The 24087-nt window shown below is 66.3% G+C and carries 25 protein-coding genes; 7 read left to right on the forward strand and 18 right to left on the reverse strand.

The window, feature by feature from the left end; all coding sequences use genetic code 11:
• Positions 1-3: 3 nt before the first annotated feature.
• The 3 genes from MK313_RS03390 to MK313_RS03400 are packed head-to-tail and all read right to left on the reverse strand — an operon-like array spanning position 4 to position 3680.
• Positions 4-897, reverse strand: a complete 894-nt coding sequence (locus MK313_RS03390; protein ID WP_287780115.1) for a branched-chain amino acid ABC transporter permease — start codon at positions 895-897, stop codon at positions 4-6.
• A gap of 20 nt (positions 898-917) precedes the next feature.
• Positions 918-1742, reverse strand: a complete 825-nt coding sequence (locus MK313_RS03395) for an ABC transporter ATP-binding protein (RefSeq protein ID WP_287780116.1) — start codon at positions 1740-1742, stop codon at positions 918-920.
• A 3-nt stretch (positions 1743-1745) separates the two neighbouring features.
• Positions 1746-3680, reverse strand: a complete 1935-nt coding sequence (locus MK313_RS03400) for an AMP-binding protein (protein WP_287780117.1) — start codon at positions 3678-3680, stop codon at positions 1746-1748.
• 295 nt (positions 3681-3975) lie between these two features.
• Between MK313_RS03400 and MK313_RS03405 the strand changes: the two genes are divergently transcribed.
• A complete protein-coding gene (locus tag MK313_RS03405; RefSeq protein WP_287780118.1) occupies positions 3976-4803 on the forward strand; it encodes an alpha/beta fold hydrolase in 828 nt (275 codons plus the stop codon).
• A 144-nt stretch (positions 4804-4947) separates the two neighbouring features.
• Here the strand turns inward: MK313_RS03405 and MK313_RS03410 are convergent, their stop codons facing one another.
• Genes MK313_RS03410 through MK313_RS03420 form a run of 3 tightly spaced genes read right to left on the reverse strand, consistent with a single transcriptional unit; the run spans position 4948 to position 8063 of the window.
• Positions 4948-6516, reverse strand: coding sequence for an alkaline phosphatase D family protein (locus MK313_RS03410; RefSeq protein WP_287780119.1), 1569 nt, complete (start codon positions 6514-6516; stop codon positions 4948-4950).
• Positions 6517-6526: 10 nt separating this feature from the next.
• On the reverse strand, positions 6527-7201 hold the full coding sequence (gene gmk, locus MK313_RS03415) for a guanylate kinase (protein WP_287780120.1): 675 nt from the start codon (positions 7199-7201) through the stop codon (positions 6527-6529).
• A complete protein-coding gene (locus tag MK313_RS03420) occupies positions 7191-8063 on the reverse strand; it encodes a YicC/YloC family endoribonuclease (protein ID WP_287780121.1) in 873 nt (290 codons plus the stop codon). Before MK313_RS03420 ends, gmk begins: the two co-directional genes overlap by 11 nt.
• Positions 8064-8178: 115 nt before the next feature.
• Between MK313_RS03420 and MK313_RS03425 the strand changes: the two genes are divergently transcribed.
• The 3 genes from MK313_RS03425 to MK313_RS03435 are packed head-to-tail and all read left to right on the forward strand — an operon-like array spanning position 8179 to position 10525.
• A complete protein-coding gene (locus tag MK313_RS03425) occupies positions 8179-8952 on the forward strand; it encodes an SDR family NAD(P)-dependent oxidoreductase (protein ID WP_287780122.1) in 774 nt (257 codons plus the stop codon).
• 52 nt (positions 8953-9004) lie between these two features.
• Positions 9005-9751, forward strand: a complete 747-nt coding sequence (locus MK313_RS03430; protein WP_008943427.1) for a sulfite exporter TauE/SafE family protein — start codon at positions 9005-9007, stop codon at positions 9749-9751.
• Positions 9752-9760: 9 nt separating this feature from the next.
• Entirely contained in the window at positions 9761-10525 is a 765-nt protein-coding gene (locus MK313_RS03435) for a sulfite exporter TauE/SafE family protein (protein ID WP_287780123.1), read from the forward strand.
• Here the strand turns inward: MK313_RS03435 and MK313_RS03440 are convergent.
• The 12 genes from MK313_RS03440 to rpsF form a co-directional block, all read right to left on the reverse strand.
• Positions 10522-11232 (reverse strand): SDR family NAD(P)-dependent oxidoreductase, encoded by a 711-nt coding sequence (locus MK313_RS03440; RefSeq protein ID WP_287780124.1) that lies wholly within the window; start codon positions 11230-11232, stop codon positions 10522-10524. The genes MK313_RS03435 and MK313_RS03440 overlap by 4 nt on opposite strands.
• 28 nt (positions 11233-11260) lie before the next feature.
• Positions 11261-12748, reverse strand: coding sequence for an amidophosphoribosyltransferase (purF, locus tag MK313_RS03445; protein WP_008943430.1), 1488 nt, complete (start codon positions 12746-12748; stop codon positions 11261-11263).
• Positions 12749-12818: 70 nt separating this feature from the next.
• A complete protein-coding gene (locus MK313_RS03450; RefSeq protein ID WP_008943431.1) occupies positions 12819-13502 on the reverse strand; it encodes a CvpA family protein in 684 nt (227 codons plus the stop codon).
• A 9-nt stretch (positions 13503-13511) separates the two neighbouring features.
• The gene (radA, locus tag MK313_RS03455) at positions 13512-14933 is read right to left on the reverse strand and encodes a DNA repair protein RadA (protein WP_008943432.1); all 1422 of its coding nucleotides are present in this window, start codon (positions 14931-14933) and stop codon (positions 13512-13514) included.
• A 22-nt stretch (positions 14934-14955) separates the two neighbouring features.
• On the reverse strand, positions 14956-15732 hold the full coding sequence (locus MK313_RS03460; RefSeq protein WP_287780125.1) for an ABC transporter ATP-binding protein: 777 nt from the start codon (positions 15730-15732) through the stop codon (positions 14956-14958).
• Positions 15729-16505, reverse strand: coding sequence for an MlaE family ABC transporter permease (locus tag MK313_RS03465; protein ID WP_008943434.1), 777 nt, complete (start codon positions 16503-16505; stop codon positions 15729-15731). The genes MK313_RS03460 and MK313_RS03465 overlap by 4 nt, the downstream gene beginning before the upstream one ends.
• Before the next feature lie 7 nt (positions 16506-16512).
• Positions 16513-17646 carry an alanine racemase gene (alr, locus tag MK313_RS03470; RefSeq protein WP_287780126.1) on the reverse strand — a complete coding sequence of 378 codons (1134 nt, stop codon included), beginning with the start codon at positions 17644-17646 and terminating at the stop codon, positions 16513-16515.
• A gap of 13 nt (positions 17647-17659) precedes the next feature.
• Positions 17660-19195 carry a replicative DNA helicase gene (locus tag MK313_RS03475; RefSeq protein ID WP_008943436.1) on the reverse strand — a complete coding sequence of 512 codons (1536 nt, stop codon included), beginning with the start codon at positions 19193-19195 and terminating at the stop codon, positions 17660-17662.
• A 186-nt stretch (positions 19196-19381) separates the two neighbouring features.
• Positions 19382-19957, reverse strand: a complete 576-nt coding sequence (rplI, locus tag MK313_RS03480) for a 50S ribosomal protein L9 (protein WP_287780127.1) — start codon at positions 19955-19957, stop codon at positions 19382-19384.
• A gap of 5 nt (positions 19958-19962) precedes the next feature.
• On the reverse strand, positions 19963-20919 hold the full coding sequence (locus MK313_RS03485; protein ID WP_287780128.1) for a DUF2232 domain-containing protein: 957 nt from the start codon (positions 20917-20919) through the stop codon (positions 19963-19965).
• A 62-nt stretch (positions 20920-20981) separates the two neighbouring features.
• Positions 20982-21227: a 30S ribosomal protein S18 gene (rpsR, locus tag MK313_RS03490; protein WP_121218611.1), complete on the reverse strand. Its 246-nt coding sequence runs from the start codon at positions 21225-21227 to the stop codon at positions 20982-20984.
• Positions 21224-21697, reverse strand: coding sequence for a 30S ribosomal protein S6 (gene rpsF, locus MK313_RS03495; protein ID WP_287780129.1), 474 nt, complete (start codon positions 21695-21697; stop codon positions 21224-21226). The genes rpsR and rpsF overlap by 4 nt, the downstream gene beginning before the upstream one ends.
• 241 nt (positions 21698-21938) lie before the next feature.
• Here rpsF and fabD point away from each other — a divergent pair, with 241 nt between their 5' ends.
• The 3 genes from fabD (at position 21939) to MK313_RS03510 (ending at position 24078) form a co-directional block, all read left to right on the forward strand.
• Positions 21939-22883: an ACP S-malonyltransferase gene (gene fabD / locus MK313_RS03500; protein ID WP_287780150.1), complete on the forward strand. Its 945-nt coding sequence runs from the start codon at positions 21939-21941 to the stop codon at positions 22881-22883.
• A 40-nt stretch (positions 22884-22923) separates the two neighbouring features.
• A complete protein-coding gene (gene fabG / locus MK313_RS03505; RefSeq protein WP_008943442.1) occupies positions 22924-23661 on the forward strand; it encodes a 3-oxoacyl-[acyl-carrier-protein] reductase in 738 nt (245 codons plus the stop codon).
• 180 nt (positions 23662-23841) lie between these two features.
• Positions 23842-24078, forward strand: coding sequence for an acyl carrier protein (locus tag MK313_RS03510; protein WP_008943443.1), 237 nt, complete (start codon positions 23842-23844; stop codon positions 24076-24078).
• The last annotated feature ends 9 nt before the right edge of the window (positions 24079-24087 follow it).

The following is a 24087-nucleotide window of genomic DNA, read 5'->3' on the forward strand; positions in this document are numbered from 1 at the left end:
GCGTCACACCCTCTCGATGATCTTTTCGCCGAACAGGCCCTGCGGCCGGAACAGCAGCACCAGCATGGCCAGCATGTAGGCGAACCAGTCCTCAATGGCGCCGGCCAGGAACGGGCCGATGAACACTTCCGCCAGCTTCTCGCCCGCCCCGATGATCAGGCCGCCGATGATGGCCCCGGGGATCGAGGTGAAGCCGCCCAGGATCAGCACCGGCAGCGCCTTCAGCGCGATCAGCGCCAGCGAGAACTGCACCCCCAGCTTGGAGCCCCACATGATGCCGGCGACCAGCGCCACCAGCCCGGCCACCGACCAGACAATGACCCAGATGACGCGCAGCGGAATGCCGACCGACATGGCGGCCTGGTGATCGTCGGCGACGGCGCGCAGCGCGCGGCCAATGCGGGTCTTCTGGAAGAACACCGCGAGCACCGCGACCAGCGCGCCGGCCACCACGGCGGCGACCAGGTCGAAGCTGTTCACCAGGATATCGCCGAAGAACAGCGGCTGGTTGGGGATGCCGATATCCAGCGCATAGACGTCCGAACCCCACAGCGTCTGGCCGAACCCGTCGATGAAGAAGGTGATGCCGATGGTCGCCATGAACAGGATGATCGGCGGCTGGTTCACCAGCGGTCTCAGCACTGCGCGCTCGACCGCATAGGCGAGCAGGATCATGACCACGATGGCGATCACGATGGCCAGCGGCACCGGCACGCCCATGTTGATGAAGCCGACCAGCGTGAGGGCGGCGAACAGCACCATCGCGCCCTGCGCGAAGTTGAACACGCCGGATGCCTTGAAGATCAGCACGAAGCCCAGCGCCACCAGCGAATACATGACGCCGGACAGCAGCCCGCCGATCAGCACCTCGAAGAAGAACGGCCAGGAAAAGAACATGCCTTGCTACCCCTTCGCGGTCAGTGGCTGACGCCGAGATAGGCGTCGATGACGCGCTGGTTCGCGCGCACCTCGTCGGGCGTGCCGTCGGCAATCTTCACGCCGTAATCCAGCACGATCACGCGGTCGGAAATATCCATGACAACGCCCATGTCATGCTCGATCAGCACGATGGTGGTGCCGAACTCCTGGTTCACCTCCAGGATGAAGCGGCACATATCCTCCTTCTCCTCGACATTCATGCCGGCCATCGGCTCGTCGAGCAGCAGGATGTCGGGCTCCATCGCCAGCGCCCGGCCCAACTCCACACGCTTCTGCAGGCCGTAGGGCAGCCGGCCGACCGGCGTGCGGCGCACCGCCTGGATTTCCAGGAAGTCGATGATCTTCTCGACCGCCTCGCGATGCTCCAGCTCTTCCCGCTGCGCCGGCCCCCAGTAGAGCGCCTGCCAGAACAGGCCGCGCTTCATCTTCAAGAGCCGCCCGGTCATCAGATTGTCCAGCGTGCTCATGCCCTTGAACAGCGCGATGTTCTGGAAGGTGCGGGCGATGCCGTTCTTGGCCGCCGTGTTCGGGTCCATGGCGCGCAGCGTGCGGCCCTGGAACTCGATGGTACCCGACTGCGGCTTGTAGAAGCCGTTGATGACATTCAGCATCGAGGACTTGCCGGCGCCGTTCGGGCCGATGATCGCCAGTATCTCGCCCTTGCGCACTTCGAAGCTGACCTTGTTGATCGCCTTCACGCCGCCGAAGCCCAGCTCGATATCGGTCAGCCGCAGCACCGGGGCGCCGCCACGCTGGGGTGCCGGGGTCAGGGTCTGGGCCAGCGCCGAATCCGCTTCCGCCATCACTCAGCTCGCCTTCTTCATCGTTGCGGACTCTTGCGCCCCGTCCACCGTCATGATGCGCATGTCGGCCTTCACCTTGCTCTTGCGGCCATCCTCATAGGTGACTTCGGCGTCGAGATGCGCGGTATCGGCATCGGTGTAGAGCGCGTCGATCAGGTCGCCATAACGCTCCGAAATGACGCCGCGCCGCACCTTGCGGGTACGCGTCAGCTCGCCATCGTCGGCATCCAGCTCCTTGTAGAGCAGCAGGAATTTCCGGATGCGCTGGGCCTCGGGCAGGCTGGCATTCACCTGCTCCACCTCGCCGGCGATCAGGTCGTAGATCTGCTGCTGGTTCGACAGGTCGGTGTAGGAGGAAAAGGCGATGCGTTTCTTCTCGGCCCATTTCGAGACGATGGAATAGCGGATGCAGACGATGGCCGTCAGATAGTCGCGCCCCGCCCCCAGAATCACCGCCTCGGCAATGTAAGGAGAGAATTTCAGCTTGTTTTCAATATATTGCGGGGAGAAGCGCAACCCCTGCGCGGTCGTCGCGATATCCTTCAGCCGGTCGATGACGATCAGCCGCCCCTTGTCGTCGAAATAGCCGGCATCGCCGGTGTACATCCAGCCGTCGCGCATGTCGGCGCGGGTCGCCTCCTCATTATTGTAGTAGCCGAGGAACATGTTGTCGTGGCGGGTGACGATCTCCCCGACGCCGCTGGCGTCCGGGTCGGCGATGCGCACATCGGTGCCCGGGAAGGGCGGCCCGACCGTGTCACAATCGACATCCTTGCCATCCTGTAGCGTGTAGGCGCCCATCAGCTCGGTCTGGCCATAGAGCTGGCGCAGCGGCACGCCCATCGCCAGGAACAGTTTGAAGGTGTCCGGCCCCAGCGCGGACCCGCCGGTCGCGGCGGAGCGCACGCGGGAGAAGCCCAGCCGGTCACGCAGTGCGGAGAACAGCATGGCATCCGCCAGCCCCGACCGCTCGCCACGGTCCAGCGCCTCGATCCCCAGCTTAACGCCCTTGTCGAATATCCAGCGGTTCAGCGCCGAGGCATCCATGACACGGGCGCGCATGTCGGCGGCCAGCTGTTCCCAAAGGCGCGGCGCCATCAGGAAGAAGGTCGGCCCGATCTCGCGCAGATCCTGCATCATGGTGTCCTGGCTTTCCGGGTAATTCACCTTCATCCCGGCAACCAGGGAAAAGCCGATGCAGTAGATCTGCTCCATGATCCAGGGCAGTGGCAGGACAGAGACATATTCGTCCGTCCCGTCCTTCGGATCGACCGACAAATAGCGATGCACATGGCGGATCATCGGCCCCGCCTGCAGCATCGCCAGCTTCGGGTTGGAGGTGGTGCCCGAGGTCGTGCACAGGATGGCGACGTCGTCACCCTCGGTGGCATCGACCAGCGCCTTAAAGCGCGCCGGCTCCCGCGCCTCGGCCTTGCGCCCCAGTTCCTTCAGCGCCGCCAGCGACAGCACGCGCGGATCGGTGACCGTGCCCATGCCGCGGGTGTCGCAATAGATGATGTGCTGCAGCGCCGGCAGCCGCTCGCCCAGATTCAGGAACTTGTCCACCTGCTCCTGATCCTCGGCCAGCACTGCCTTCACGCCGGCATAATCGGCCAGGTAGAACACTTCCTCGTCCAGCGCGTCGCGATAGATGCCAAGGCTCATCGCCCGCACAGAATGGGCCGCCAGTTCGCCACAGACCCAGTTGGTGTCGTTGTCGCCAATCAGCGCCACCACATCGCCGCGCCCAATGCCCAGCGATTCGAGGCCCAGCGCCATCAGCTTCACGGTCTCGGCATACTCGCGCCAGGTCACTTCCCGCCAGATGCCGAAATCCTTTTCCCGCATCGCCACCGCATCCGGTCGGGTCTGGGCGTTATGAACCAGTAATTTCGGGCAGGTATCGAAACGGGCGGCATCGGGATAGGTCGCCGTCACCAGTCCCTCCTGTTTTTCCGGCGGGCGGACGGACGAATCCTGTCATCGGCAAAGCAAATACCGAGCACTGAGCTTCTCCCTGTCTTGCGCACTTTTTGCCGGTCTTGCGCCGGGCTGATTATTCAGCGCGCTTTGTTCTTGTGCTACTAGCAGTAATCCAAGCGCGGGCCAGGGTCAAGCACAGCGCATGACCACCATACCGTTAACGCATGGCGTGCATATTATTGTTATATAAGAGGCTGATCGGGCTCACGCGCCGCTTGCAGCCGCGCCTGTTTTGCTCTGTGCTTCCCGCATGAACGACCCCATCCCGATCAGTCTGCACCGCACAGAGACCGCCTTCCGGTGGCAGGGGCTGCGCCTGCCGGGCGTGCGGATCGACCCGCCGCAGCCGGCGCCGGCGGATGCGCCCAAGGACGCCCTCTGCCTCGTCTTCCTGCATGAGGCGTTGGGCTCGATCCGGCTGTGGCGCGACTTCCCGGATGACGTGGTCGCAGCGACCGGACTGCCGGCGCTGGTCTATGAACGGCAGGGCCATGGCGATGCCGACCCGATCGCTGCGCCACGCGGACTGGATTATCTGCACATCGAGGCGGAGCAGGCGCTGCCTGCCGTGCTGGAGCAAGCCGGCATCGGGCGCGCCATCCTCATCGGCCACAGCGATGGCGGCTCCATCGCGCTGCTGCACGCCGCCGCCTTCCCGGAACGCACCCTAGCCGCCGTGACGCTGGCGGCGCATGCCTTCGTCGAGGATGTGACCGTGGCCGGCGTCCACGAGGCGATGGAGGCCTGGCGCACCACAGACCTGCCCGAGAAGCTGGCGAAATATCACGGCCCCAATACCGAGGCGCTCTATCGCGCCTGGGCCGAGACCTGGACGTCTAATGAGTTCCGCCCCTGGAACATCGAGGATTGCCTGCCGCGCATCGGCTGCCCGCTGCTGGTCATCCAGGGGGCGGAGGACGAATACGCCACTGCAGCACAGGTGCACGCCATCTGCCAAGGTGCGGGCGGTCCAGCAACGCCGTTGCTGATCCCCGATTGCGCACACCAGCCCCAGCGCCAGCAGCGCGCGGCCGTGCTGGACGCGATAACGGGATTTGTCCGGGAGGTAGTTGGGTAAGACGCAGCCGAATTACAGGAAACAGAAAATCTTTTACCTTCGTCATGGTCGGACTTGATCCGACCATCCAGCGATCCGCGCGGCTTCTCTGGATCCTCGGGTCAAGCCCGAGGATGACGATAAAAGAAAGACCTTACGCTCCACTCACGCCGGTTCCGCGCCAGCCTTGCCGGGCTCGACCGCAAAGCTGGCGAGGCGCGAGACGGTGCCGTCCGGCCGCTCCACGCTGTCCACCGCCTCCAACCCGAACAGCGCCTGTTTCGGCGTAAGCTCCAGGCTGGCATAGCCGCGCTTGTCGCCGCGCCCGTAGCGGATATGCGGGTTGTCCTCACGGCCCGCCTGCATGGTCTTGGCGCTCGGCCCCTGCGAGCTAACGGAAGTGCACACCACCTCGGTCGCCAGCGTCGGCGAGGCCGGGTTCTGGAAATCCTTCTTCAGGTCGGACACCCAGAAGGCGTGCACATCGCCGCCGATCACCAGGGGGTTGGCCGGCCGGTGCGTCTCGATGGCGGACAGCAGCCGGTCGCGGCTGGCGACATAGCCGTCCCAGCCATCCAGCGCATAGGCCTTGCCCGGCCCCGGCTCTCGGTCCAGCTCCGACACCAGCGTCTGCTGTGCGACCAGCGTCCAGCGCCCCTGCGCATCCTTCAGCGCGCTATCCAGCCAGGCTTCCTGCTCGCGCCCCAGCAGGCTGCGCGATGGATCAAAGCGTTCCTCGCAATTGGCCCCGCCGGACTTGTTGATCCCGCAGGGATGCGGCGAGCGGTACTGCCGATCGTCCAGCAGCGTCATATCCAGCAGATCACCGAAGCGGTAGCGGTCATAGATGCGCAGCGAAGGCCCTTTCGGGGCCATCGAGGGCGGCACCGGCATATGCTCGTACCAGGCCTGATAGGCAGCGGCGCGGATCGCGAGGAACTGGTCCGGCTGCACCGTCTTTGGCGAATGATCGTCGGCGTAGTTGTTGGCAACCTCGTGATCGTCCCAGATCGCAAGCCAGGGGGCCGCCGCATGCGCCGCCATCAAATCCGGATCGGACTTGTAGAGCGCATAGCGGTCACGGAACTCCAACAGCTGCGTGGGAATGCCGGTGCCGTGCTGGCGGACATATTTCCGGCCCCAGGACATCTCGTAGATGTAGTCGCCCAGATGCACGACGAGGTCGAAATCCTGCGCTGCCATATGGCGGAAGGCGGTGAAATAGCCATGCTCGTATTGCTGGCAGGAGGCAAAGGCGAGGCGCAGCCTGTCCGTTGCCGCGCCCAGCGCCGGCGCGGTGCGGGTGCGGCCCACCGGGCTCTGCTGCCCACCAGCGGTGAAGCGGTAGAAATACCAGCGCCCCGGCTCCAGCCCCATCACCTCGACATGGACGGAATGACCCCAATCGTCGGTAGCCAGCGCGGTGCCTTTGGCGGCGAGGCGCTGGAAGCCCTCGTCATGCGCCAGCTCCCAGGCGACCTCCACCGGCCCTTCCAGTGCCGGCGGCGGTGCGGCGAACAGGCTGCCACCCGCCTCCTCCGCCTTCGGCGCGAGGCGGGTCCACAGCACCACGCTGGCGGGGCGCGGACAGCCGGAGGAGACACCGAGCGTGAAGGGATCATCCTCGAACCGCATCTCGGCGGCACGCAGGATCGCCGGGCACGCCAGCAGGGCGGCACCCGCCGCCGAGCCGATCAGCAGGGTGCGGCGGGAAACCGGCAGAAGCATAGGCATGGAAAGACCCTCAGTTCGGGGCGGAGGCAACGATCCGGCGCACGAAATCGCCGATTCCGGTCTGGCGTTCGCGCTTCAGCCGCTCGCTGCGCAGGATGGCGCGCACATCGGCGACGCTGCGCTCCAGATCCTCGTTCACGATCACATAGTCATATTCCGACCAGTGGCTGATCTCGTCCGCCGCCTTGCGCATGCGGCCGATCACCACCTCCTCGGAATCCTGCGCGCGGCTGCGCAGCCGGCGCTCCAGTTCCTCCTGCGAGGGCGGCAGGATGAAGACGCTGACCACATCCTGCGGCACCTTCTCGTTCAGCTGCTGCGTGCCCTGCCAATCGACGTCGAACAGGATGTCGTTGCCGGCGGACAGCGCCGCCTCCACCGCCGCGCGCGGCGTGCCATAGCAATTGCCGAACACGCGGGCATGCTCCAGCAGCTCGTCCGCCTTCACCATCGCGTCGAAGCGCGGCAGGTCGATGAAGTGATAGTCCCTGCCATCCACCTCGCCCGGACGCGGCGGCCGGGTCGTGACCGACACCGACATGGCGAGCCGGCCCTCATCCTGCAGCAGGCGGCGGGAGATGCTGGTCTTGCCGGCCCCGGACGGCGAGGACAGCACCAGCATCAGGCCGCGCCGCTGGATATCAGCACCCTTGCCTTCCGGACGGGCCGCCGCCTCACTCGACATTCTGCACCTGTTCCTTCAGCTGATCGATCACCGCCTTCAACTCCAGCCCGATGCGCGTCAGCTCGGCATCGCCGGACTTGGAGCACAGCGTGTTGGCCTCGCGGTTGAACTCCTGGCACAGGAAGTCGAAGCGCCGGCCGATCTGGCTGCCGGCCTGCATCAACTCCCGCGCGGCGGCGATATGGGCGGCCAGCCGGTCCAACTCTTCACGGATGTCGGCCTTGGTGGCGAGCAGCGCCGCCTCCTGCGCCAGCCGGTCCTCATTCAGCGCCGGGGAGGCTTCCAGCAGTTCCGTCACCTGCTGGCGCAGCCGCGCCTTCAGCGCCTCCGGCTGCACCGACCCCAGCGCCTGCGCCTGCGCGGTCAGCTCCTCGATACGGTCGAGATGGCCGGTCAGGATGGCGGCCAGCCTTGCCCCCTCCTCCAGCCGGGAGGCGACCATCGCCTTCACCGCCTGTTCCAGCCCGGCCAGGATATCGGCATCGCGCGCGGCGCGCGCCTCCTCGTCGGCCTCCTCCTCGCCGGCCTCGACCACGCCGCGCACGGCGAGCAAGGCCTCCAGCCGGGGCGGGGCGGCATCGACCTTGCCAGCAAGCTCCGCCTGCAAGGCCAGAACCTGATCCAGCACCGCGCGGTTGATGCGGATGCCGGCCTCGCCAGTACGCCGCTCCACCACCAGCGAGACATTCACATTGCCGCGCTTCAGCGCCTCGCCCAGCTTCTGCCGGGCCAGCGGCTCCAGGCTCTCGAAGCCCTGCGGCGCGCGGGTGCGGATATCGAGGCCGCGCCCGTTCACCGATTTCAGCTCCCAGGCCCAGCCGAACCCGTCATGCTGGCCCTCGGCGCGGGCGAACCCGGTCATGCTGGAAAGAGGTGATGCACCAGGTTTCACGGGGATTTGCCTCTGTATCTTGTAGGGTATCGGCGGGAGGCGGCACTATATCCCCGCGACACCATACCAGCAACCGGACAGGCACATGCGCGACCCGAAGCATATCCTCATCACCGGCGCCAGCAGCGGCCTCGGCGCCGAACTGGCCCGCACCTATGCTGGCCCCGGCATGACCCTGGCGCTGACCGGGCGCGACACGGCGCGGCTGGAGGCGGTGGCGGAGCAGTGCCGCGCGCAGGGTGCGACCGTTGAGACGGCGGTGCTGGACGTGACCGATGCGGCGGCGCTGGAAGGCTGGATGCTGGCGCGCGACGATGCCCAGCCCATCGACCTTGCCATCGCCAATGCCGGCATCTCGGCCGGCACCGGCGGCGATACCGAGCCGGTGGAGCAGGTGCGCCGCATCTTCGCGGTGAATGTCGATGGGGTGATGAACACGGTGCTGCCGCTGATCCCCCGGATGCAGGCGCGGCGGCGCGGGCAGATCGCGCTGATGGCCTCGCTGGCGGGCTTCCGGGGCTTCCCCGGCGCGCCGGCCTATTGCGGCAGCAAGGCCGCCGTGAAGGTCTATGGCGAGGGGCTGCGGGGCGTGCTGGCCGGCAGCGGCGTCGAGGTCTCCGTGGTTTGCCCCGGCTATGTCCGCACACCGATGACCGACCGCAACGGCTTCCCCATGCCCTTCCTGATGGACGCTGACAAGGCAGCGCGGCTGATCCGCGACCGGCTGGCCCGCAACAAGGCGCGCATCGCCTTCCCGTGGCCGATGCTGGCGGCGGTGTGGCTGCTGCAGGCGCTGCCCCCCGGTTTGATCGACCCCCTCATGCGTGTTCTGCCCTCGAAAAGCGTCGACGCCGGCTGACGCCACTGCCTAAATGGCGGGCAAAAGCCAACCCGCCGCCAGGATTTCCGCCGTGCCGATCCCCGACGATCTGACCGTCGCTGCCTATGGTTTCGCCTTCGTCCTGATCCTGGCGGCGTCGTTCCTGCGCGCCTTCACCGGCTTCGGCTTCGCGCTGCTGGCCGTCCCCGGCCTGATGCTGCTGATGCCGCCGGTCGCCGCCGTGCCGATCGCCATGCTGCTGCAGCTGGGTGCCGCCGCCGCGATGGTGCCCTCGACCCGGAAGGAGATGGACTGGCGCTCCCTGCGCCTGCTGCTGCCGGGCGGGCTGCTGCTGACACCGGTCGGCGCGCTGACACTGGCCATCGTCGATCCGACGCTGTTGAAGCTGGCGATCTGCGCCATCGTCATGGTGATCGCGCTGGCGCTGTGGCGCGGCTTCCGCCTGAAAAAGGCCCCGGGCCCCGTCGGCAGCTTCCTGGCCGGCGCCAGTGCCGGCTTCCTTGGCGGGCTGGCGGCGATCCCCGGCCCGCCGGTGATCCTGTTCTACCTGTCCGCCCCCGGCAACCACGCCTCGACGCGCGCCTCGCTGAACGGCTTCTTCCTGATCCTCAACATTCTGGCGGTGGGCACGTTGGCGCTGAAGGGCGCCTTCGACCTGCACGCCATCGTCTGGGCCGCCACCCTTGGCCCGGCCATGCTGCTGGGTTCCTGGCTGGGCAGCGCCGGCTTCCGCCGCGCCGACCCGGCGCTGTTCCGCACCGTCGCGGTCGGCCTGCTGTTCGTGACCGGTGCCGCCGGCATCGCCTCCTCCTTCTGAGTTTCCGCCATGTCCGCGCTGCTGCCCGCCTCCCTGGACCCGCTTGCCTTCGCCGCGATCTTCGCGGTGGTGGTCGTGGCCGCCGTGATCCGCGCCTTCACCGGCTTCGGCTTCGCCCTGCTGGCCATCCCGGTGCTGGTGCTGATCCTGCCGCCGGCACAGGTGATCCCCTTCATCTTCCTGCTGGAGCTGGTGATCAGCATCACGCTGCTGCCGCGCCTTTGGCACGAGGTGGATTTCCGTGGCTTGCGCTGGCTGTTGCCCGGCGCACTGCTGGCCACCCCGATTGGCGGTTATGTGCTGCTGATCGCCTCGGCAGAGGCGCTCCGCCTCGCTATCGGCCTCATCGTCGTGGCGGCGGCGCTGCTGATGGCGCGCGGACTGCGCTTCCGCACCCGGCCGGGGCCACTGGCCAGCTTCGCCACCGGCACCGTCTCCGGCACGCTGAACGGCGCCGCCGGCATCCCCGGCCCGCCGGTGGTGCTGTTCTACCTGGCGACTCCGGCCGCCGATTCGGTCAGCCGGGCGACGCTGATCGCCTACTTCACCGTGACCGACATCATGGGGATTGGCGTTGCTGCCTGGAACGGGCTGTTCACCTGGGACACGCTGCTCTGGGCGCTGTGGCTGACGCCGGCCATGCTGATCGGCTCGGTCCTCGGGCAGACGGCCTTCAGCCGCATGAACCCGAACCTGTTCCGCCGGATCGTGCTGGGCGTGCTGCTGGTGACCGGGCTGATCGGCGTCGCGAAGGCGCTGATGGACCTTCTTTAATAGGCCTGCACAAGCTCGCCATTGCGGGTGCAGTCGGCGGCGGCCAGATCGACGAAGCAGTCGGTGATCTCCTCCGGCGTGCGCAGCGTCATCGGGTCCTCGCCCGGCATTGCCTGCGCGCGCATCGCGGTGCGGATCGGCCCCGGATTGACCAGGTTCACGCGCAGCGCCGTATTCTCCATCTCATCGGCATAGGACATGACCAGCGTGTTCAGCGCCGCCTTGGTGGCGCCGTACAGGCCCCAGAAGGCCTTGCCCTTGGCAGCGCCGGAGCTGACAAAGATCGCCCGGCCCGACTCGGAGCGGCGCAGCAACGGGTCCATCGAGCGGATCAGCCGGTAATTCGCCGTCACATTCACCGTCATCACCTGGTCCCACTGGCGCTGCGCGATATGCGGCACCGGCGTCAGGTCACCCAGCAGGCCGGCATTGCCGACCAGCACATCAAGCCGGCCAAAGCGTTCGGCGAGCGCCGCCCCCAACTGGTCGATCTGGTCGAGCTGGCGCAAATCCAGCGGCACCAGCGTCGCACTACCGCCGGCGGCACGCACGGCGTCGTCGATCTCCTCCAGCGCACCCTCGGTGCGGGCGGTCAGCACCAGATGCGCGCCCTCGGCGGCATAGCGCTTGGCGATGGCGGCGCCGATGCCGCGGCTGGCGCCAGTAATCAGGGCGATACGGCCGGAAAGACGTCCGGTCTGGGTCATGATGTGCTGTCTCGTCGGATACGGAAAATCAAGCCGCCGGCTGTTCGGTCAGCAGGGAGAGTTGCGCCGGATCGCCGCCATCGTCGAAATCCGTCAGCGAGATCGGGTAGTCGCCGGTGAAGCAGGCATCGCAATATTGCGGCATGGCGTCGTTGCGCGCCGGCAGGCCCATCGCGCGATATAGCCCATCGATGGAGATGAAAGCAAGGCTGTCCACGCCGATCACCTTGGCCATGCCCTCAATGTCGTAATTGTGGGCCAGAAGCTTTTCCTTCTGCGGCGTATCGACACCGTAGAAGCAGGCGTTCGTGGTCGGCGGGCTGGCGATGCGCATATGCACCTCGGTCGCCCCGGCATTGCGCACCATCTCGACGATCTTCTTAGAGGTGGTGCCACGTACGATGGAATCGTCCACCAGCACCACGCGCTTGCCTTCGATCTGCATGCGGTTGGCGTTGTGCTTGCGCTTCACGTCATAGTGGCGGATCTGATCGGTCGGCTGGATGAAGGTACGGCCGACATAATGGTTGCGGATGATCCCCAGCTCGAAGGGCAGGCCCGATTCCGCGGCATAGCCGATAGCCGCCGGCACGCCGGAATCCGGCACCGGCACGATGACATCGGCATCGACATGGCTCTCGCGCGCCAGCTCCATGCCGATATTCTTGCGCGCCTCATAGACCGACTGGCCTTCGACATTGCTGTCGGGCCGCGCGAAGTAAATGTATTCGAACACGCAGAAGCGTTTGCGGCCAGGCGGGAACGGACGGTGGCTGGTGACCCCGTCGCCGTTCAGCACGACGATTTCGCCCGGCTCGATATCGCGCACGAATTCCGCGCCGATAATGTCGAAGGCGCAGGTCTCCGAGGCCAGGATATGGGCATCGCCCAGCTTGCCCAGCACCAGCGGCCGCACGCCGTTGGGATCGCGCACGCCGATCAGCCCGTGGCCGGTCAGCGCCACCAGCGAATAGGCCCCTTCCACCTGCCGCAGCGCATCGATCAGCCGGTCCAGCACGGTCGCCCCCTGCGAGGTGGCGATCAGGTGGATGATGACCTCGGTATCGGTGGTGGACTGGAACAGGCAGCCGCGCTTCACCAGCTGCCGGCGCAGTTTCAGCGCATTGGTCAGGTTACCGTTATGGCCGATTGCCAGGCCGCCGAACTCGAAATCAGCGAACAGCGGCTGTACGTTGCGCAGCAGCGTCTCGCCAGTGGTGGCATAGCGGTTATGGCCAATCGCGGCATGGCCTTCCAGCCGCGCCATCACATTGGGGGAGACGAAGATTTCCGAGACATGGCCGAGGCCGCGATGAGCATTGAAGCGCTTGCCATCGAAGGCGACGATGCCGCTGGCCTCCTGCCCCCGGTGCTGCAGCGCATGCAGCCCCAGCGCCGTGTGCGCGGCGGCGTCCTGCGTGCCGTAAATGCCGAAGATCGCGCATTCCTCGCGCAGGTGGTCATCATCTTCGGTTTCGGGCGTTTCGGGCAAATGGAACGGGTGGGTGGTGATCATCGTATCCTGCCTGGCCTTCGCTGTGCGCCGTCGCGGGCGCCCGGTACGGTCGAGTATCGCCATCGGACCGCTACTGCGTCTTCTGGATCAACCGATCCATCTCCTGCCGTTCGTCGGTCTTATACCCCGATGACGGGGGCTGTGCATCGTCTTTCCTCTCTCCCGGCGTGGCCGGCGGATTGACGAGCTGGTTATAAATCTCCCGGCGCATCCGCTGTTCGGTCTCGCGCCGCGTCGCTTCCGCCTTGGCGGCGGCATCCTCGCGCGCATCCGAGGGGATGAGGGTCATGATGAAGCCGGCCCCGCGCTCGACCAGCGGCATCGTCTTGGCGTTGGTGATCCAGTCCGGCCGGTCCTGCTCGGCCACCGCCCAGTCCAGCACCAGGAAGGCGAGACAGACCAGAACGGCACCGCGCACCAGGCCGAACAGGAAGCCCAGCGAGCGGTCCACCGCGTTCAGCGCGCTGCCCTTCACCAGCCCGGCCAGCATATTGCTCACCACAGATAGGATGATCAGCGCGATTATAAAGAGCCCGGCCCCCGCCACGATGTCGGCGACCATGTCGATGCCGATCAGATCGCGGGCATAGGGGCGCACATGCTGGAAGCCGTAGAGCGTGGCGAAGGCGGCGCCGACCCAGGCGCCGACCGACAGCACCTCGCGCACGAAACCGCGGAAAAACGCCAGCAAGCCGGAAATCAGCAGGATCGCAAAGACCAGGATGTCGGTGGCATTGACCGGAAGATTGTCCATCGCCGTCTCCTAGCCCTGGCCGCGCGCGGCCTGACGGGGCAGGCGCCGTGCATGGCTGCCATCGTCGAACAGCAGGGTCAGATCGCCAAGACGCGACAACTCGATCATCTCGATGGCCTCGCCCCCTCTTCCATCCCCCTTGGTGCCGCGCTTGCGCCGGGCCGGCATCAGCGCCTTGGCAAAGCCCAGCTTCGCCGCTTCCTTCAGCCGCGTGTCCATCTGGCTGACCGCCCGCACCTCGCCGGACAGGCCGATCTCACCGAAAACAACAGCCTCCTTCGGCACCGGCACGCCGGTCAGCGAGGAGACCAGCGCCGCCGCGACGGCAAGGTCCATCGCCGGTTCGGCGATCTTCAGCCCGCCGGCGACATTCAGGAACACGTCCGCCCCCGCCACCTCGACGCCGCAGCGCGCCTCCAGAACCGCCATCACCATGGCGAGACGCCCGCTGTCCCAGCCGACCACGGTGCGGCGCGGCGTGGAAAAGGGCGACGGCGCGACCAGCGCCTGCACCTCGACCAGCACCGGGCGGCTGCCTTCGATGCCGGCGAAGACGGCGGCCCCCGAGACGTCCTGCTTGCGGTCGGCGAGGAACAGCTCGGACGGGTTCGACACTTCCGCCAGACCGCCATCGGTCATCTCGAACACGCCGATCTCGTCGGTGGCGCCATAGCGGTTCTTCACCGCACGCAGGATGCGGAACTGGTGGCCGCGCTCGCCCTCGAAATACAGCACCGTATCGACCATGTGCTCCAGCACCTTCGGCCCGGCGATGGCTCCTTCCTTGGTGACATGGCCGACCAGGATGAGGGTGAAGCCGCGGCGCTTGGCCAGCCGGATCAGCTCCTGCGCGGCGGCGCGCACCTGGGCGACCGTGCCGGGGGCCGATTCCAGCGAATCGACATACATGGTCTGGATCGAATCGATGACCACCACATCCGGCGCGTCCGCACCATCCAGTGAGGCCAGGATGTCGCGCATCGCCGTCGCCGAGGCCAGCATGACCGGCGCATCGCCGACATTCAGCCGCTGCGCGCGCAGACGGATCTGATCGACCGATTCCTCGCCGGAGATGTAGGCTGCCCGACCGCCCCGCGCCAGGCTGGCCGTAGCCTGCAGCAGCAGGGTCGATTTGCCGATGCCGGGATCGCCACCGATCAGGATGGCGGAGCCGGGAACGAGGCCGCCGCCGGTCACGCGGTCCAGCTCGACCAGGCCGGTGGTGCGGCGCGGCGGCGGCGCGCTGGCGCCGGTCAGGCCGACAAATTCGATGCGGCGGCCGCCGGTGCGGCTTTGCCCCTTCGGCAGGGCGGGCTCAACCGATTCCTCGACGATGCTGTTCCATTCCCCGCAGGAATCGCACTTGCCGCTCCAGCGGGCCGTTACCGCGCCGCAGGACTGGCACACGAAGCGGGATTTCGGTTTCGCCACCCTTCTCAGCCTTCCCTTGCCGTCATGGCCGCAGCACCTGCATCTGGATCGGCCCCTCGGCGCTGCCATGGATGAACTGGTCCACATAGGCATTGCCCGACCGGTCGATCTCGCCGACCGGACCGTCCCAGATGATCTGCCCATCGTAGATCATGGCGATCCGGTGCGCGATCTTGCGGGCACTCGCCATGTCATGGGTGATCGACAGGGTGGTCGCCCCCAACTCCTTCACGCAGGCGACGATCAAATCGTTGATGACGTCGGCCATGATCGGGTCGAGGCCGGTGGTCGGCTCGTCGAAGAAGATGATATCCGGCTCGGTGGCGATGGCGCGGGCCAGCGCCACGCGCTTCTGCATGCCGCCCGAAAGCTCCGCGGGCGACAGGATGGCCACCGCCTCGCCAAGGCCGACCTGCGCCAGCTTGGCGATGGCAATCTCCCGCGCCTCCGCGCGCGGCGTACCGACGCCCTGGATCAAACCGAAGGCGACATTCTCCCAGACCGGCAGCGAATCGAACAGCGCCCCGCCCTGGAACAGCATGCCGAACTTCCTCATCACCCGGTCGCGCTCACTGCCCGACAGGCCGACGGTTTCCTCGCCATCGATCTCGATGGAGCCCTCGTCCGGGGTGATGAGGCCGAGGATGCATTTCAGCAGCACCGACTTGCCGGTGCCCGATCCGCCGATGATGACCAGCGATTCGCCTTCCGCAACCTCAAGGTCGATGCCGTTCAGCACCACCTTGGGGCCGAAACGCTTCTTCAGGCCGCGAATGCGGATTTTCGGCGGCTGGCTCATTTGGCAAAGAACAAGGTTGTGATGATGTAGTTGAAGATCAGGATCAGGATCGAGGCCGACACCACGGCATTCGTCGTCGCCGCCCCCACGCCCTGCGCACCGCCGCGCGACCTGAAGCCATGATAACAGCCCATCAGGGCGATCAGGAAGCCGAAGGCCGCCGCCTTCACCAGACCGGAGACCACGTCGATCAGTTCCAGATATTCGATGGTGCTCTTGATATAGGCCGCCGGGTTGAAGCCCAGATTGTAGATCGAGACGACATAGCCGCCGAACACGCCGATCACGTCGCCGACCGCCACCAGCACCGGCAGCATCAGCGTCGCCGCCAGGACACGCGGCACGATCAGATATTTGAACGGGTTGGTGGAGAGTGTGGTCAGCGCGTCGATCTGCTCGGTCACCCGCATGGTGCCGATCTCCGCCGCCATCGCCGCACCGACGCGCCCGGCCACCATCAGCCCGGCCAGCACCGGCGCCAGCTCGCGCGTGATCGACAGCACCACCACGGTCGCCACCGCGCTTTCGGCGGAGAAGCGGGCAAAGCCGCTATAACTCTGCAGTGCCAGCACCATGCCGCTGAACAGCGTGGTCATGCCGACGACGGGCAGCGAGTAATAGCCGATATCGATCATTTGCCGGCCGATCAGCCGGAAATAGAAGGGCGGCCGGAAACAATGCATCACCGCCGTCAGGGCGAAGATCGTGATGCGCCCGGCGGTGGCGATGAATTCCAGGAAGCCGGCGCCGATGGTCCGAAGGAAACCGATCATCGCGCGGTCACGCCCCCGCGCCGATATAGTGCCGGGCATAACGGTTGCCCAGCGAGGTCAGGATTTCATAGCCGATGGTGCCGGCGTCCCGTGCCGCATCATCGGGCGTATAGCCCTCGCCCAGAAGCTCCATGAGCCCGCCCGGATAGACCAGCCCCTCGGGCAGGTCGGTGACGTCGAAAGTCAGCAGATCCATCGATACCCGCCCGATCATCGGAACCTCGTGCCCCGCGATCCGGGCAACCCCGTGATTGCTGAGAGCGCGCAGATAGCCGTCCGCGTAACCTGTTGCAACAGTTGCAATTTTGGAGGGCTTATCGCACCGGCGCGTGGCACCGTATCCAACCCCTTCCCCCCTGTCAACGTGACGGACCTGAAGGACACGGCCTTCCAGCCGCACCGCCTGGCGCATCGGGTTCGGCGCGCCCGGCGTCGGGTTCACGCCATAGAGCGCCGCCCCCGGCCGCACCAGATCGAAATGATAGTCAGGGCCAAGGAAGATGGCCGAGGAGGCGGCAAGGCTGCCTTTCGCCCCCGGCAGCGCCCCCTGAACCGCCGCCAGCGCCGCGCGAAAGCGCGTCAGTTGCGCCGCGTTCAGCGGATGCGACGGCTCGTCCGGGCAGGCCATATGGGTCATCACATAGGTGATCTCGATCCCCTCCAGCAATGCGGGATCGGCAGCGAGCTTTTCGGTTTCCTGCGGGTCGAGCCCCAGCCGGTTCATGCCGGTATCGACATGCAGGATCGCCGGCGCGGCCTGCCCCGCCTTCGCGGTCTCCGCACGCCAGCGTTCGACCTGCCCCAGATCGTTCAGCACCGGGATCAGCCGGTCACGCAGGAAGATCGGCGCGGTACCCGGCAGCAGCCCGCCCAGCACGGCGACCTCGACCTGCGGCAGCAGTCCGCGCAGGCGCAGCCCCTCATCCAGCGTCGCCACGAAGAACAACGTGCAGCCGGCATCGGCCAGGGCGGGGGCGACCGGGTCGATCCCCAGCCCATAGGCATCCGCCTTCACGACCGCCGCGCAGGCGGCCGGCGCCGCGCGGTCGCGCAGCAAACGCCAATTGTCGGTTACGGCGGTCAGGTCGATGGTCAGGATGGAACAGGCGGCCTCGGTCTGCATGGCGTGGTCATCGCCCATCCGGTGCCGGGGGTCAATACGTATCGGGCAGGTGATCGTCCGCGACGTAGTTCGAGAATTTCGTCGTGTTGCCGTCGAAACGCAGGGTGATCTTGCCGGTCGGGCCGTGGCGCTGCTTGCCGATGATGACCTCGGCCTTGCCATAGGCGCTCTCGCACAGCGACTTCCAGTGCTCGTGCCGGTCATGAAACTTCTCGTCGCCCTCGTCGGGCCGGCGCACCGGCTCCGCACGCCCGAGATAATATTCCTCGCGGAACACGAACATGACCACGTCGGCGTCCTGCTCGATGGAGCCGGATTCGCGCAGGTCGGCCAGCTGCGGGCGCTTGTCCTCGCGCTGCTCGACGGCGCGCGACAGCTGCGACAAGGCGATCACCGGCACATGTAGTTCCTTGGCGATGGCCTTCAGGTTCCGGGTGATCTCGGAGATTTCGTTCACGCGGTTCTCGGCCCTAGCGCCGGCGGGTGCCTGCAGCAGCTGCAAATAGTCAACCACGATCATGTGCAGCCCGTGCTGGCGCTTCAGCCGCCGGGCGCGGGTGCGAAGCGAGGACACCGGCAGGGCCGGCGTATCGTCGATGAACAGCGGCGTGCGTTCCAGCCGCTGGGTCGCCTGCACCAGCTTCTGGAAGTCCTGGTCGTTCAGCTCGCCCTTGCGGATTTTTTCCGACGGGATGCCGGTCTGCTCGGCGAGGATACGGGTGGCCAGCTGTTCGGCCGACATTTCCAGCGAGAAGAAGGCGACGACGTAGCGGTCGTCCTGTTCCAGCGTCCGGGTGGCGGCATGGAAGGCGATGTTGGTGGCCAGCGCCGTCTTGCCCATGGCGGGACGGCCGGCAAGGATCAGCAGGTCCGAATAGTGCAGACCGCCCAGCATCTTGTCGAGCTCGGTGAAACCCGAAGGCACACCGGCCAGCCCGCCCTCGCGGCGGTAAGCGCTGGCCGCCATCTCGATGGAATCGGCCATCGCCTTGGAGAAGGTCTGGAAGCCGCGCTCGCTGCGCCCGGTCTCGGCGAGGCCGAACAGCCGCCCTTCCGCCGCCTCGATCTGGCTTTCGGCGGTGGCGTCGAGATCATGCTTGAAGGCCTCGTTCACCACCGTCTCGCCGAAATCGATCAGCTGCCGGCGCAGATAGAGGTCATAGACGGTGCGGCCGTAATCCTCCGCATTCACCACGGTCACGACCGAGGCCGCGAGCTTCACCAGATACTGCGCGCCGCCGACATCGGCCAGCGACCCATCCTGGTCGAAGAAATTCTTCAGGGTGATCGGGTTGGCCATCTGGCCGCGCTCGATCAGCTTGCCGCAGGCCTCATAGATGCGGCCGTTCACCGGATCGGCGAAATGATCCTTCTGCAGGAATTCGGACACCCGCTCATAGGCGCCATTATTGACCAGGATGGCGCCCAGCAGCGCCTGCTCCGCTTCCAGATTATGCGGCGGGATGCGGTAGGGCGGGCTCTGCGGGTCGGTTACCCCTTCTGCGGGGCGCTCCGCCCGGTCCGGCAGGCTGGTGATCTTCGCGCTGGTCTGATTTCCGTCGGTCATATCCGCACTCTATCCCCACAGGCCCGGCATCGGAAGATGCCGCCGGAAAAGGAAACGGGGATGGATTTTATCCACAGCCTGTTAACTGCGTGGACAAAGGCTTCCGGACAAAGAAAAACGGCGCCCCGCGAAGGGGCGCCGTTCCTCGGAAAAAATCTTCTGGCGCGCCCCTGGGCGCGTGAAGGATCAGTCGCGCGACGACATCTCGTAGCCTTCGGCAGCCGCATCCTCGGCGGCCTGGATCAGCTCCTCGATCTCGTCAACCGGCTCGTTGCTCATGAAGGCTTCGCCGGTCTTCGCCTGGGTCTCGGCCTCTTCCGCCGAACGGGCGACGTTCACCGTGATGCTCACCGCGACTTCCGGATGCAGCACGACGCGCAGGCCAAACAGGCCCAGCGTCTTGATCGGCTTGTCGATGATGACCTGACGGCGGTCGATGGTCACGCCGGCCTCGGTCACGGCCTCGGCAACGTCACGCGCGGTCACGGAACCGAACAGGTTGCCCATCTCGCTGGCCTGGCGAACCAGAACGACGCTCATGCCGTCCAGCTTGCCGGCGACCTGCTCGGCCTCCTGCTTGCGCTGCAGGTTCTCCGCCTCAAGCTGCGTCTTGCGGGACTGGAACTGCTCCAGGTTCCCCTTGGTCGCCCGCAGCGCCTTGCTCTGCGGCAGCAGGAAATTACGGGCAAAGCCGGGCCGAACCTTGACCACGTCGCCCATCTGGCCGAGCTTCTCGACACGCTCGAGCAGGATGACTTCCATATTCTTCACTCCTCGCCTTGGGTCGGACCGGCGAACCGACGCCGCAGCCCGAAAAGCTGATCGACGATACCGAGCAGCATCACCAGCAGAACCGGCCAGCCGAACAGCACCATCGTCACATACACAACAACCAACAACACCTGTCTTGCGGCGAGCTTCAGGATGAAGCCATGCACCACCGCCAGACCGGCGAACAAATACGCCATGCCGAGCACGACCAGCAGATTGCGCCCGATATACCCCAAACCGCCAGGCGCCACCAGCCCAACCACCGCCGCCACGACCAGGGCTACCAGCAGCGCGCGGGGCAATTCCAGCGTCGCCATGTCCGGCGACGGGCGGAGATTGCGCCCGAACCGCGAGGCCAGCCCCTGTGCCAGCGCGCCGTTGACCGCGATCATCACGACCCAGGAGGCCGCCGCGATCCCTGGAAACAGCGCCGCCATCAAGGCGATGGCCGGCGTGATCTCTCCGGCTTCCGCCCCGCCCGCCTGCAGCATTCCCTGCAGGCCAGCGTTCAGGAACATCCGTACCGCCGCCTCCAGCCCGCCCTCGCTGCCCGCGAAGACCAGCCAGATGATCACCAGCACCATGGCCGCCATGGCGGCCAGCAGGGCCGTCAGCCGGCCCAGCGGGTACCATTCGATCCCGCTGCCTTCCTCGCCCGCCATGACGGGCCGGGAGAGCAGGGCCTGGCGGACCAGAACCGCGACGGGCAGCACCTCGATCCCGAGATAGAGCCCCGCCGCCATCAAGCTGCCGCTGGCCAGCCCGACGATGACGAAGGCCGAAGCCCCCGCCGCCAGCAGGGCGGTCAGCCCCAGCGCGAGACCCGCCAGGAACAACGGCAGCGGCGCCAGATAGGCCAGCAGGAAGGCGCCGGGAGACCCCAACACCACGGACAGATACAGTGCCGCGCTTGTCAGCCCGGCCGCACCGGTCCATCCCCAATAGCCTGTCATTGTCCTCCCACCGCGGCCCGGCTGGTCATCAACGCCGGTACTGCGTCCTCAAACGGACAAGCCTAGTCCAGCACGTAGGGCAGCAGCGCCAGGAAGCGGGCGCGCTTGATGGCCTGGGCCAGCTCACGCTGCTTCTTGGTCGACACCGCCGTGATGCGGCTCGGCACGATCTTGCCGCGCTCGGAGATGAAACGGCCGAGCAGACGGACGTCCTTGTAATCGATCACCGGCGCATTCGGGCCGGAGAACGGACAGGACTTGCGACGGCGGGTAAAGGGCCGCCGGCCACCACCAGGACGCATGCTCATGCCACGTCTCCTTCGCTACGGCCCTCATTCGAGTCGCCGCGGTCGTAATTGCGCGGACCCCGGTCACCCCGGTCGCCACGATCACCGCGCGGACCCCGGTCACCCCGGTCGCCACGATCACCGCGCTCCGGACGGTCGCCGCGCTCGCTGCGCTGCTGCAGCATCACCGACTGGCCATCCTGCAGCGCCTCGACCCGCAGGGTCAGGCAGCGCAGCACATCTTCGTTCAGGCGCATGTTGCGCTCCATCTCGGCAACGGCGGCAGCCGGCGCGTCGATGTTGAACATCACGTAGTGGCCCTTACGGTTCTTCTTGATCTTGTAGGCAAGGCTGCGCAGACCCCACTGCTCGAGGGACTTCACTTCGCCGCCATTATTCTTGATGATCTCCGAGAACTGCTCGGTCAGGGCTTCCACCTGCGTGGTGGAAATGTCCTGGCGTGCGATCCACACGCTTTCATACAAAGCCATTCATAACCCCTTCTGGCTATATCGGCCCCCGCCGGACCTTCCGAAAACCGGAAAATCGGACGCAGGCATAGCCGGCCCCATTGCCGGCAAGGGAAAAACGAAGCGCCGCTTATACACGAAGGCGCGCCTGGTTCAAGCACAGATTTGGCCGAACCTGCCCTGAATGGTGTGGCAGGGCTTGACAGGCAGGGCTGGCAGGCTATCACTTGCCGCCATTTCGCGGCGAGCCGGAAAGAGCATGATGAAACGTACCTTCGTATTTCCCGGACAGGGGTCCCAGGCCGTCGGCATGGGCAAGGAACTGGCCGAGGCCTACCCTGCCGCCCGCGAGGTCTTCGATATGGTGGACGAGGCGCTGGGCGAAAAGCTCTCCGCGCTCATCTTCGACGGGCCGCTGGAAACCCTGACCCTGACCGAGAACGCGCAGCCGGCGCTGATGGCGGTTTCCGTTGCTGCCGTGCGCGCGCTGGAAAGCGTCACCGGCAAGCAGCTGGCCGGAATGGGGCACTTCGTTGCCGGCCACTCGCTGGGCGAATATTCAGCGCTGGCCGCCGCCCGCTCGCTGGAGCTGGAGGATGCCGCCCGCCTGCTGCGCCTGCGTGGCCAATCCATGCAGAAGGCCGTGCCGGTCGGCGCTGGTGCCATGTGCGCCATGCTGGGCGTCGAGATCGAGCTGGCCCGCGAGATCGCCGCGGAGGCCGCCGAGGATCAGGTCTGCGATATCGCCAACGACAATGGCGGCGGCCAGGTCGTGCTGAGCGGCGACAAGGCAGCGGTGGAACGCGCCATAGCCATCGCTACAGCCAAGGGCGTCAAGCGCAGCGTCATGCTGCCGGTCAGCGCGCCGTTCCACTGCACGCTGATGGCGCCCGCCGCCGATGCGATGGGCCAGGCGCTGGCCGAAATCAGCCTGCAGAAGCCGTCCGTCCCGGTGATCGCCAATGTCTCCGCCCAGGCCGAGACCGACCCGGCAAACCTGCGCCAGCTTCTCGTGCAGCAGGTGACCGGCATGGTACGCTGGCGCGAATCGATGGTGCATGCCGCCGATCAGGGCGTGACCCAGTTGGTCGAGCTGGGCGCCGGCAAGGTGCTGACCGGCCTCGCCAAGCGCATCGATCCGCGCCTGGAAGGCGTTGCCATCGGCGCGCCGGCGGCGATCGAGGCTTTTGCCGAGGCGCTCGGCTGAGCCACAGCCGGACCGGCTTTATAAGGATAGGGAGTATCGCATGTTCGATTTGACGGGAAAGGTCGCGCTTGTCACTGGCGCGTCGGGCGGTATCGGCGGCGCCATCGCGCGCGCGCTGCACGCCCAAGGCGCCACGGTGGCGCTGAGCGGCACCCGCACCGGCCCGCTGGAGGAACTGGCGGGCGAACTGGGCGAGCGCGCCGTCGTCACCCCGGCGAACCTCACCGATACCGCCGCCACCGAGGCGCTGATCAAGACCGTCGAGGAACAGGCCGGCGGGCTGGACATCCTGGTGAACAATGCCGGGCTGACCCGCGATGGCCTGCTGCTGCGCATGAAGGACGAGGACTGGCAGACCGTGCTGGACGTCAACCTGACCGCCGGCATGCGCCTGGCCCGCGCAGCCCTGCGCGGCATGATGAAGAAGCGCTGGGGCCGGATCGTCGGCATCTCCTCCGTAGTCGGCGCCACAGGCAATCCGGGGCAGACCAACTACGCCGCCTCCAAGGCCGGCATGATCGGCTTCTCCAAGGCGCTGGCCGCCGAGGTCGCGGCGCGCGGCATCACGGTGAACATTGTGGCCCCCGGCTTCATCGCCACCGCCATGACCGATGCCCTGTCGGAAGAGCAGCGCGCCAAGCTGTCGGAGCGGATTCCCGCCGGCCGGCTGGGCACGCCGGAAGATATCGCCGCCTCGGTCGTCTATCTGGCAAGCGAGGAGGCCGCCTACGTCACCGGCCATACCATTCATGTGAATGGCGGCATGGCGATGCTTTAATGCCCTATTAGGGTATGAAACCGCTGCGAAAAGCGGTTTCATGTTGCATTTGTCGAAGGCTGGCCTGAAAAAATAAAGTGTGATAGAGAACCCCACCTTGCCGTCCGAGGGAAGTATCGGCCACAGGCGGCGCCTTCGGTAAACAGGTTTTTTTCAATATAAATCAAGGGACTGCTAATCATGAGCGATGTCGCCGAGCGGGTGAAGAAGATCGTCGTCGAACACCTGGGTGTGGATGAGGCGAAGGTTACCGAGGATGCCAGCTTCATCGACGATCTGGGCGCCGACAGCCTGGACACCGTCGAGCTGGTGATGGCGTTCGAGGAAGAGTTCGGCTGCGAGATCCCGGACGACGCGGCGGAGAAGATCCAGACCGTGAAGGACGCGATCACCTTTATCGAGAAGAACGCTTCCTAAGCGTCGCAG

The sequence above is a fragment of the Oceanibaculum sp. genome, from assembly GCF_022449305.1.
GTDB lineage: Bacteria > Pseudomonadota > Alphaproteobacteria > Oceanibaculales > Oceanibaculaceae > Oceanibaculum > Oceanibaculum indicum.

Excerpts from the sequence above, each read along its gene's own strand:
- MK313_RS03390 (WP_287780115.1), bottom strand. The coding sequence starts at position 897 with ATGTTCTTTTCCTGGCCGTTCTTCTTCGAGGTGCTGATCGGCGGGCTG.
- MK313_RS03395 (WP_287780116.1), bottom strand. The coding sequence starts at position 1,742 with ATGGCGGAAGCGGATTCGGCGCTGGCCCAGACCCTGACCCCGGCACCC.
- MK313_RS03405 (WP_287780118.1), top strand. The coding sequence starts at position 3,976 with ATGAACGACCCCATCCCGATCAGTCTGCACCGCACAGAGACCGCCTTC.
- MK313_RS03410 (WP_287780119.1), bottom strand. The coding sequence starts at position 6,516 with ATGCCTATGCTTCTGCCGGTTTCCCGCCGCACCCTGCTGATCGGCTCG.
- gmk (WP_287780120.1), bottom strand. The coding sequence starts at position 7,201 with ATGTCGAGTGAGGCGGCGGCCCGTCCGGAAGGCAAGGGTGCTGATATC.
- MK313_RS03420 (WP_287780121.1), bottom strand. The coding sequence starts at position 8,063 with ATGACCGGGTTCGCCCGCGCCGAGGGCCAGCATGACGGGTTCGGCTGG.
- MK313_RS03425 (WP_287780122.1), top strand. The coding sequence starts at position 8,179 with ATGCGCGACCCGAAGCATATCCTCATCACCGGCGCCAGCAGCGGCCTC.
- MK313_RS03435 (WP_287780123.1), top strand. The coding sequence starts at position 9,761 with ATGTCCGCGCTGCTGCCCGCCTCCCTGGACCCGCTTGCCTTCGCCGCG.
- MK313_RS03440 (WP_287780124.1), bottom strand. The coding sequence starts at position 11,232 with ATGACCCAGACCGGACGTCTTTCCGGCCGTATCGCCCTGATTACTGGC.
- purF (WP_008943430.1), bottom strand. The coding sequence starts at position 12,748 with ATGATCACCACCCACCCGTTCCATTTGCCCGAAACGCCCGAAACCGAA.
- MK313_RS03450 (WP_008943431.1), bottom strand. The coding sequence starts at position 13,502 with ATGGACAATCTTCCGGTCAATGCCACCGACATCCTGGTCTTTGCGATC.
- MK313_RS03460 (WP_287780125.1), bottom strand. The coding sequence starts at position 15,732 with ATGAGCCAGCCGCCGAAAATCCGCATTCGCGGCCTGAAGAAGCGTTTC.
- MK313_RS03465 (WP_008943434.1), bottom strand. The coding sequence starts at position 16,505 with ATGATCGGTTTCCTTCGGACCATCGGCGCCGGCTTCCTGGAATTCATC.
- alr (WP_287780126.1), bottom strand. The coding sequence starts at position 17,646 with ATGGGCGATGACCACGCCATGCAGACCGAGGCCGCCTGTTCCATCCTG.
- MK313_RS03475 (WP_008943436.1), bottom strand. The coding sequence starts at position 19,195 with ATGACCGACGGAAATCAGACCAGCGCGAAGATCACCAGCCTGCCGGAC.
- rplI (WP_287780127.1), bottom strand. The coding sequence starts at position 19,957 with ATGGAAGTCATCCTGCTCGAGCGTGTCGAGAAGCTCGGCCAGATGGGC.
- MK313_RS03485 (WP_287780128.1), bottom strand. The coding sequence starts at position 20,919 with ATGACAGGCTATTGGGGATGGACCGGTGCGGCCGGGCTGACAAGCGCG.
- rpsR (WP_121218611.1), bottom strand. The coding sequence starts at position 21,227 with ATGAGCATGCGTCCTGGTGGTGGCCGGCGGCCCTTTACCCGCCGTCGC.
- rpsF (WP_287780129.1), bottom strand. The coding sequence starts at position 21,697 with ATGGCTTTGTATGAAAGCGTGTGGATCGCACGCCAGGACATTTCCACC.
- fabD (WP_287780150.1), top strand. The coding sequence starts at position 21,939 with ATGAAACGTACCTTCGTATTTCCCGGACAGGGGTCCCAGGCCGTCGGC.
- fabG (WP_008943442.1), top strand. The coding sequence starts at position 22,924 with ATGTTCGATTTGACGGGAAAGGTCGCGCTTGTCACTGGCGCGTCGGGC.
- MK313_RS03510 (WP_008943443.1), top strand. The coding sequence starts at position 23,842 with ATGAGCGATGTCGCCGAGCGGGTGAAGAAGATCGTCGTCGAACACCTG.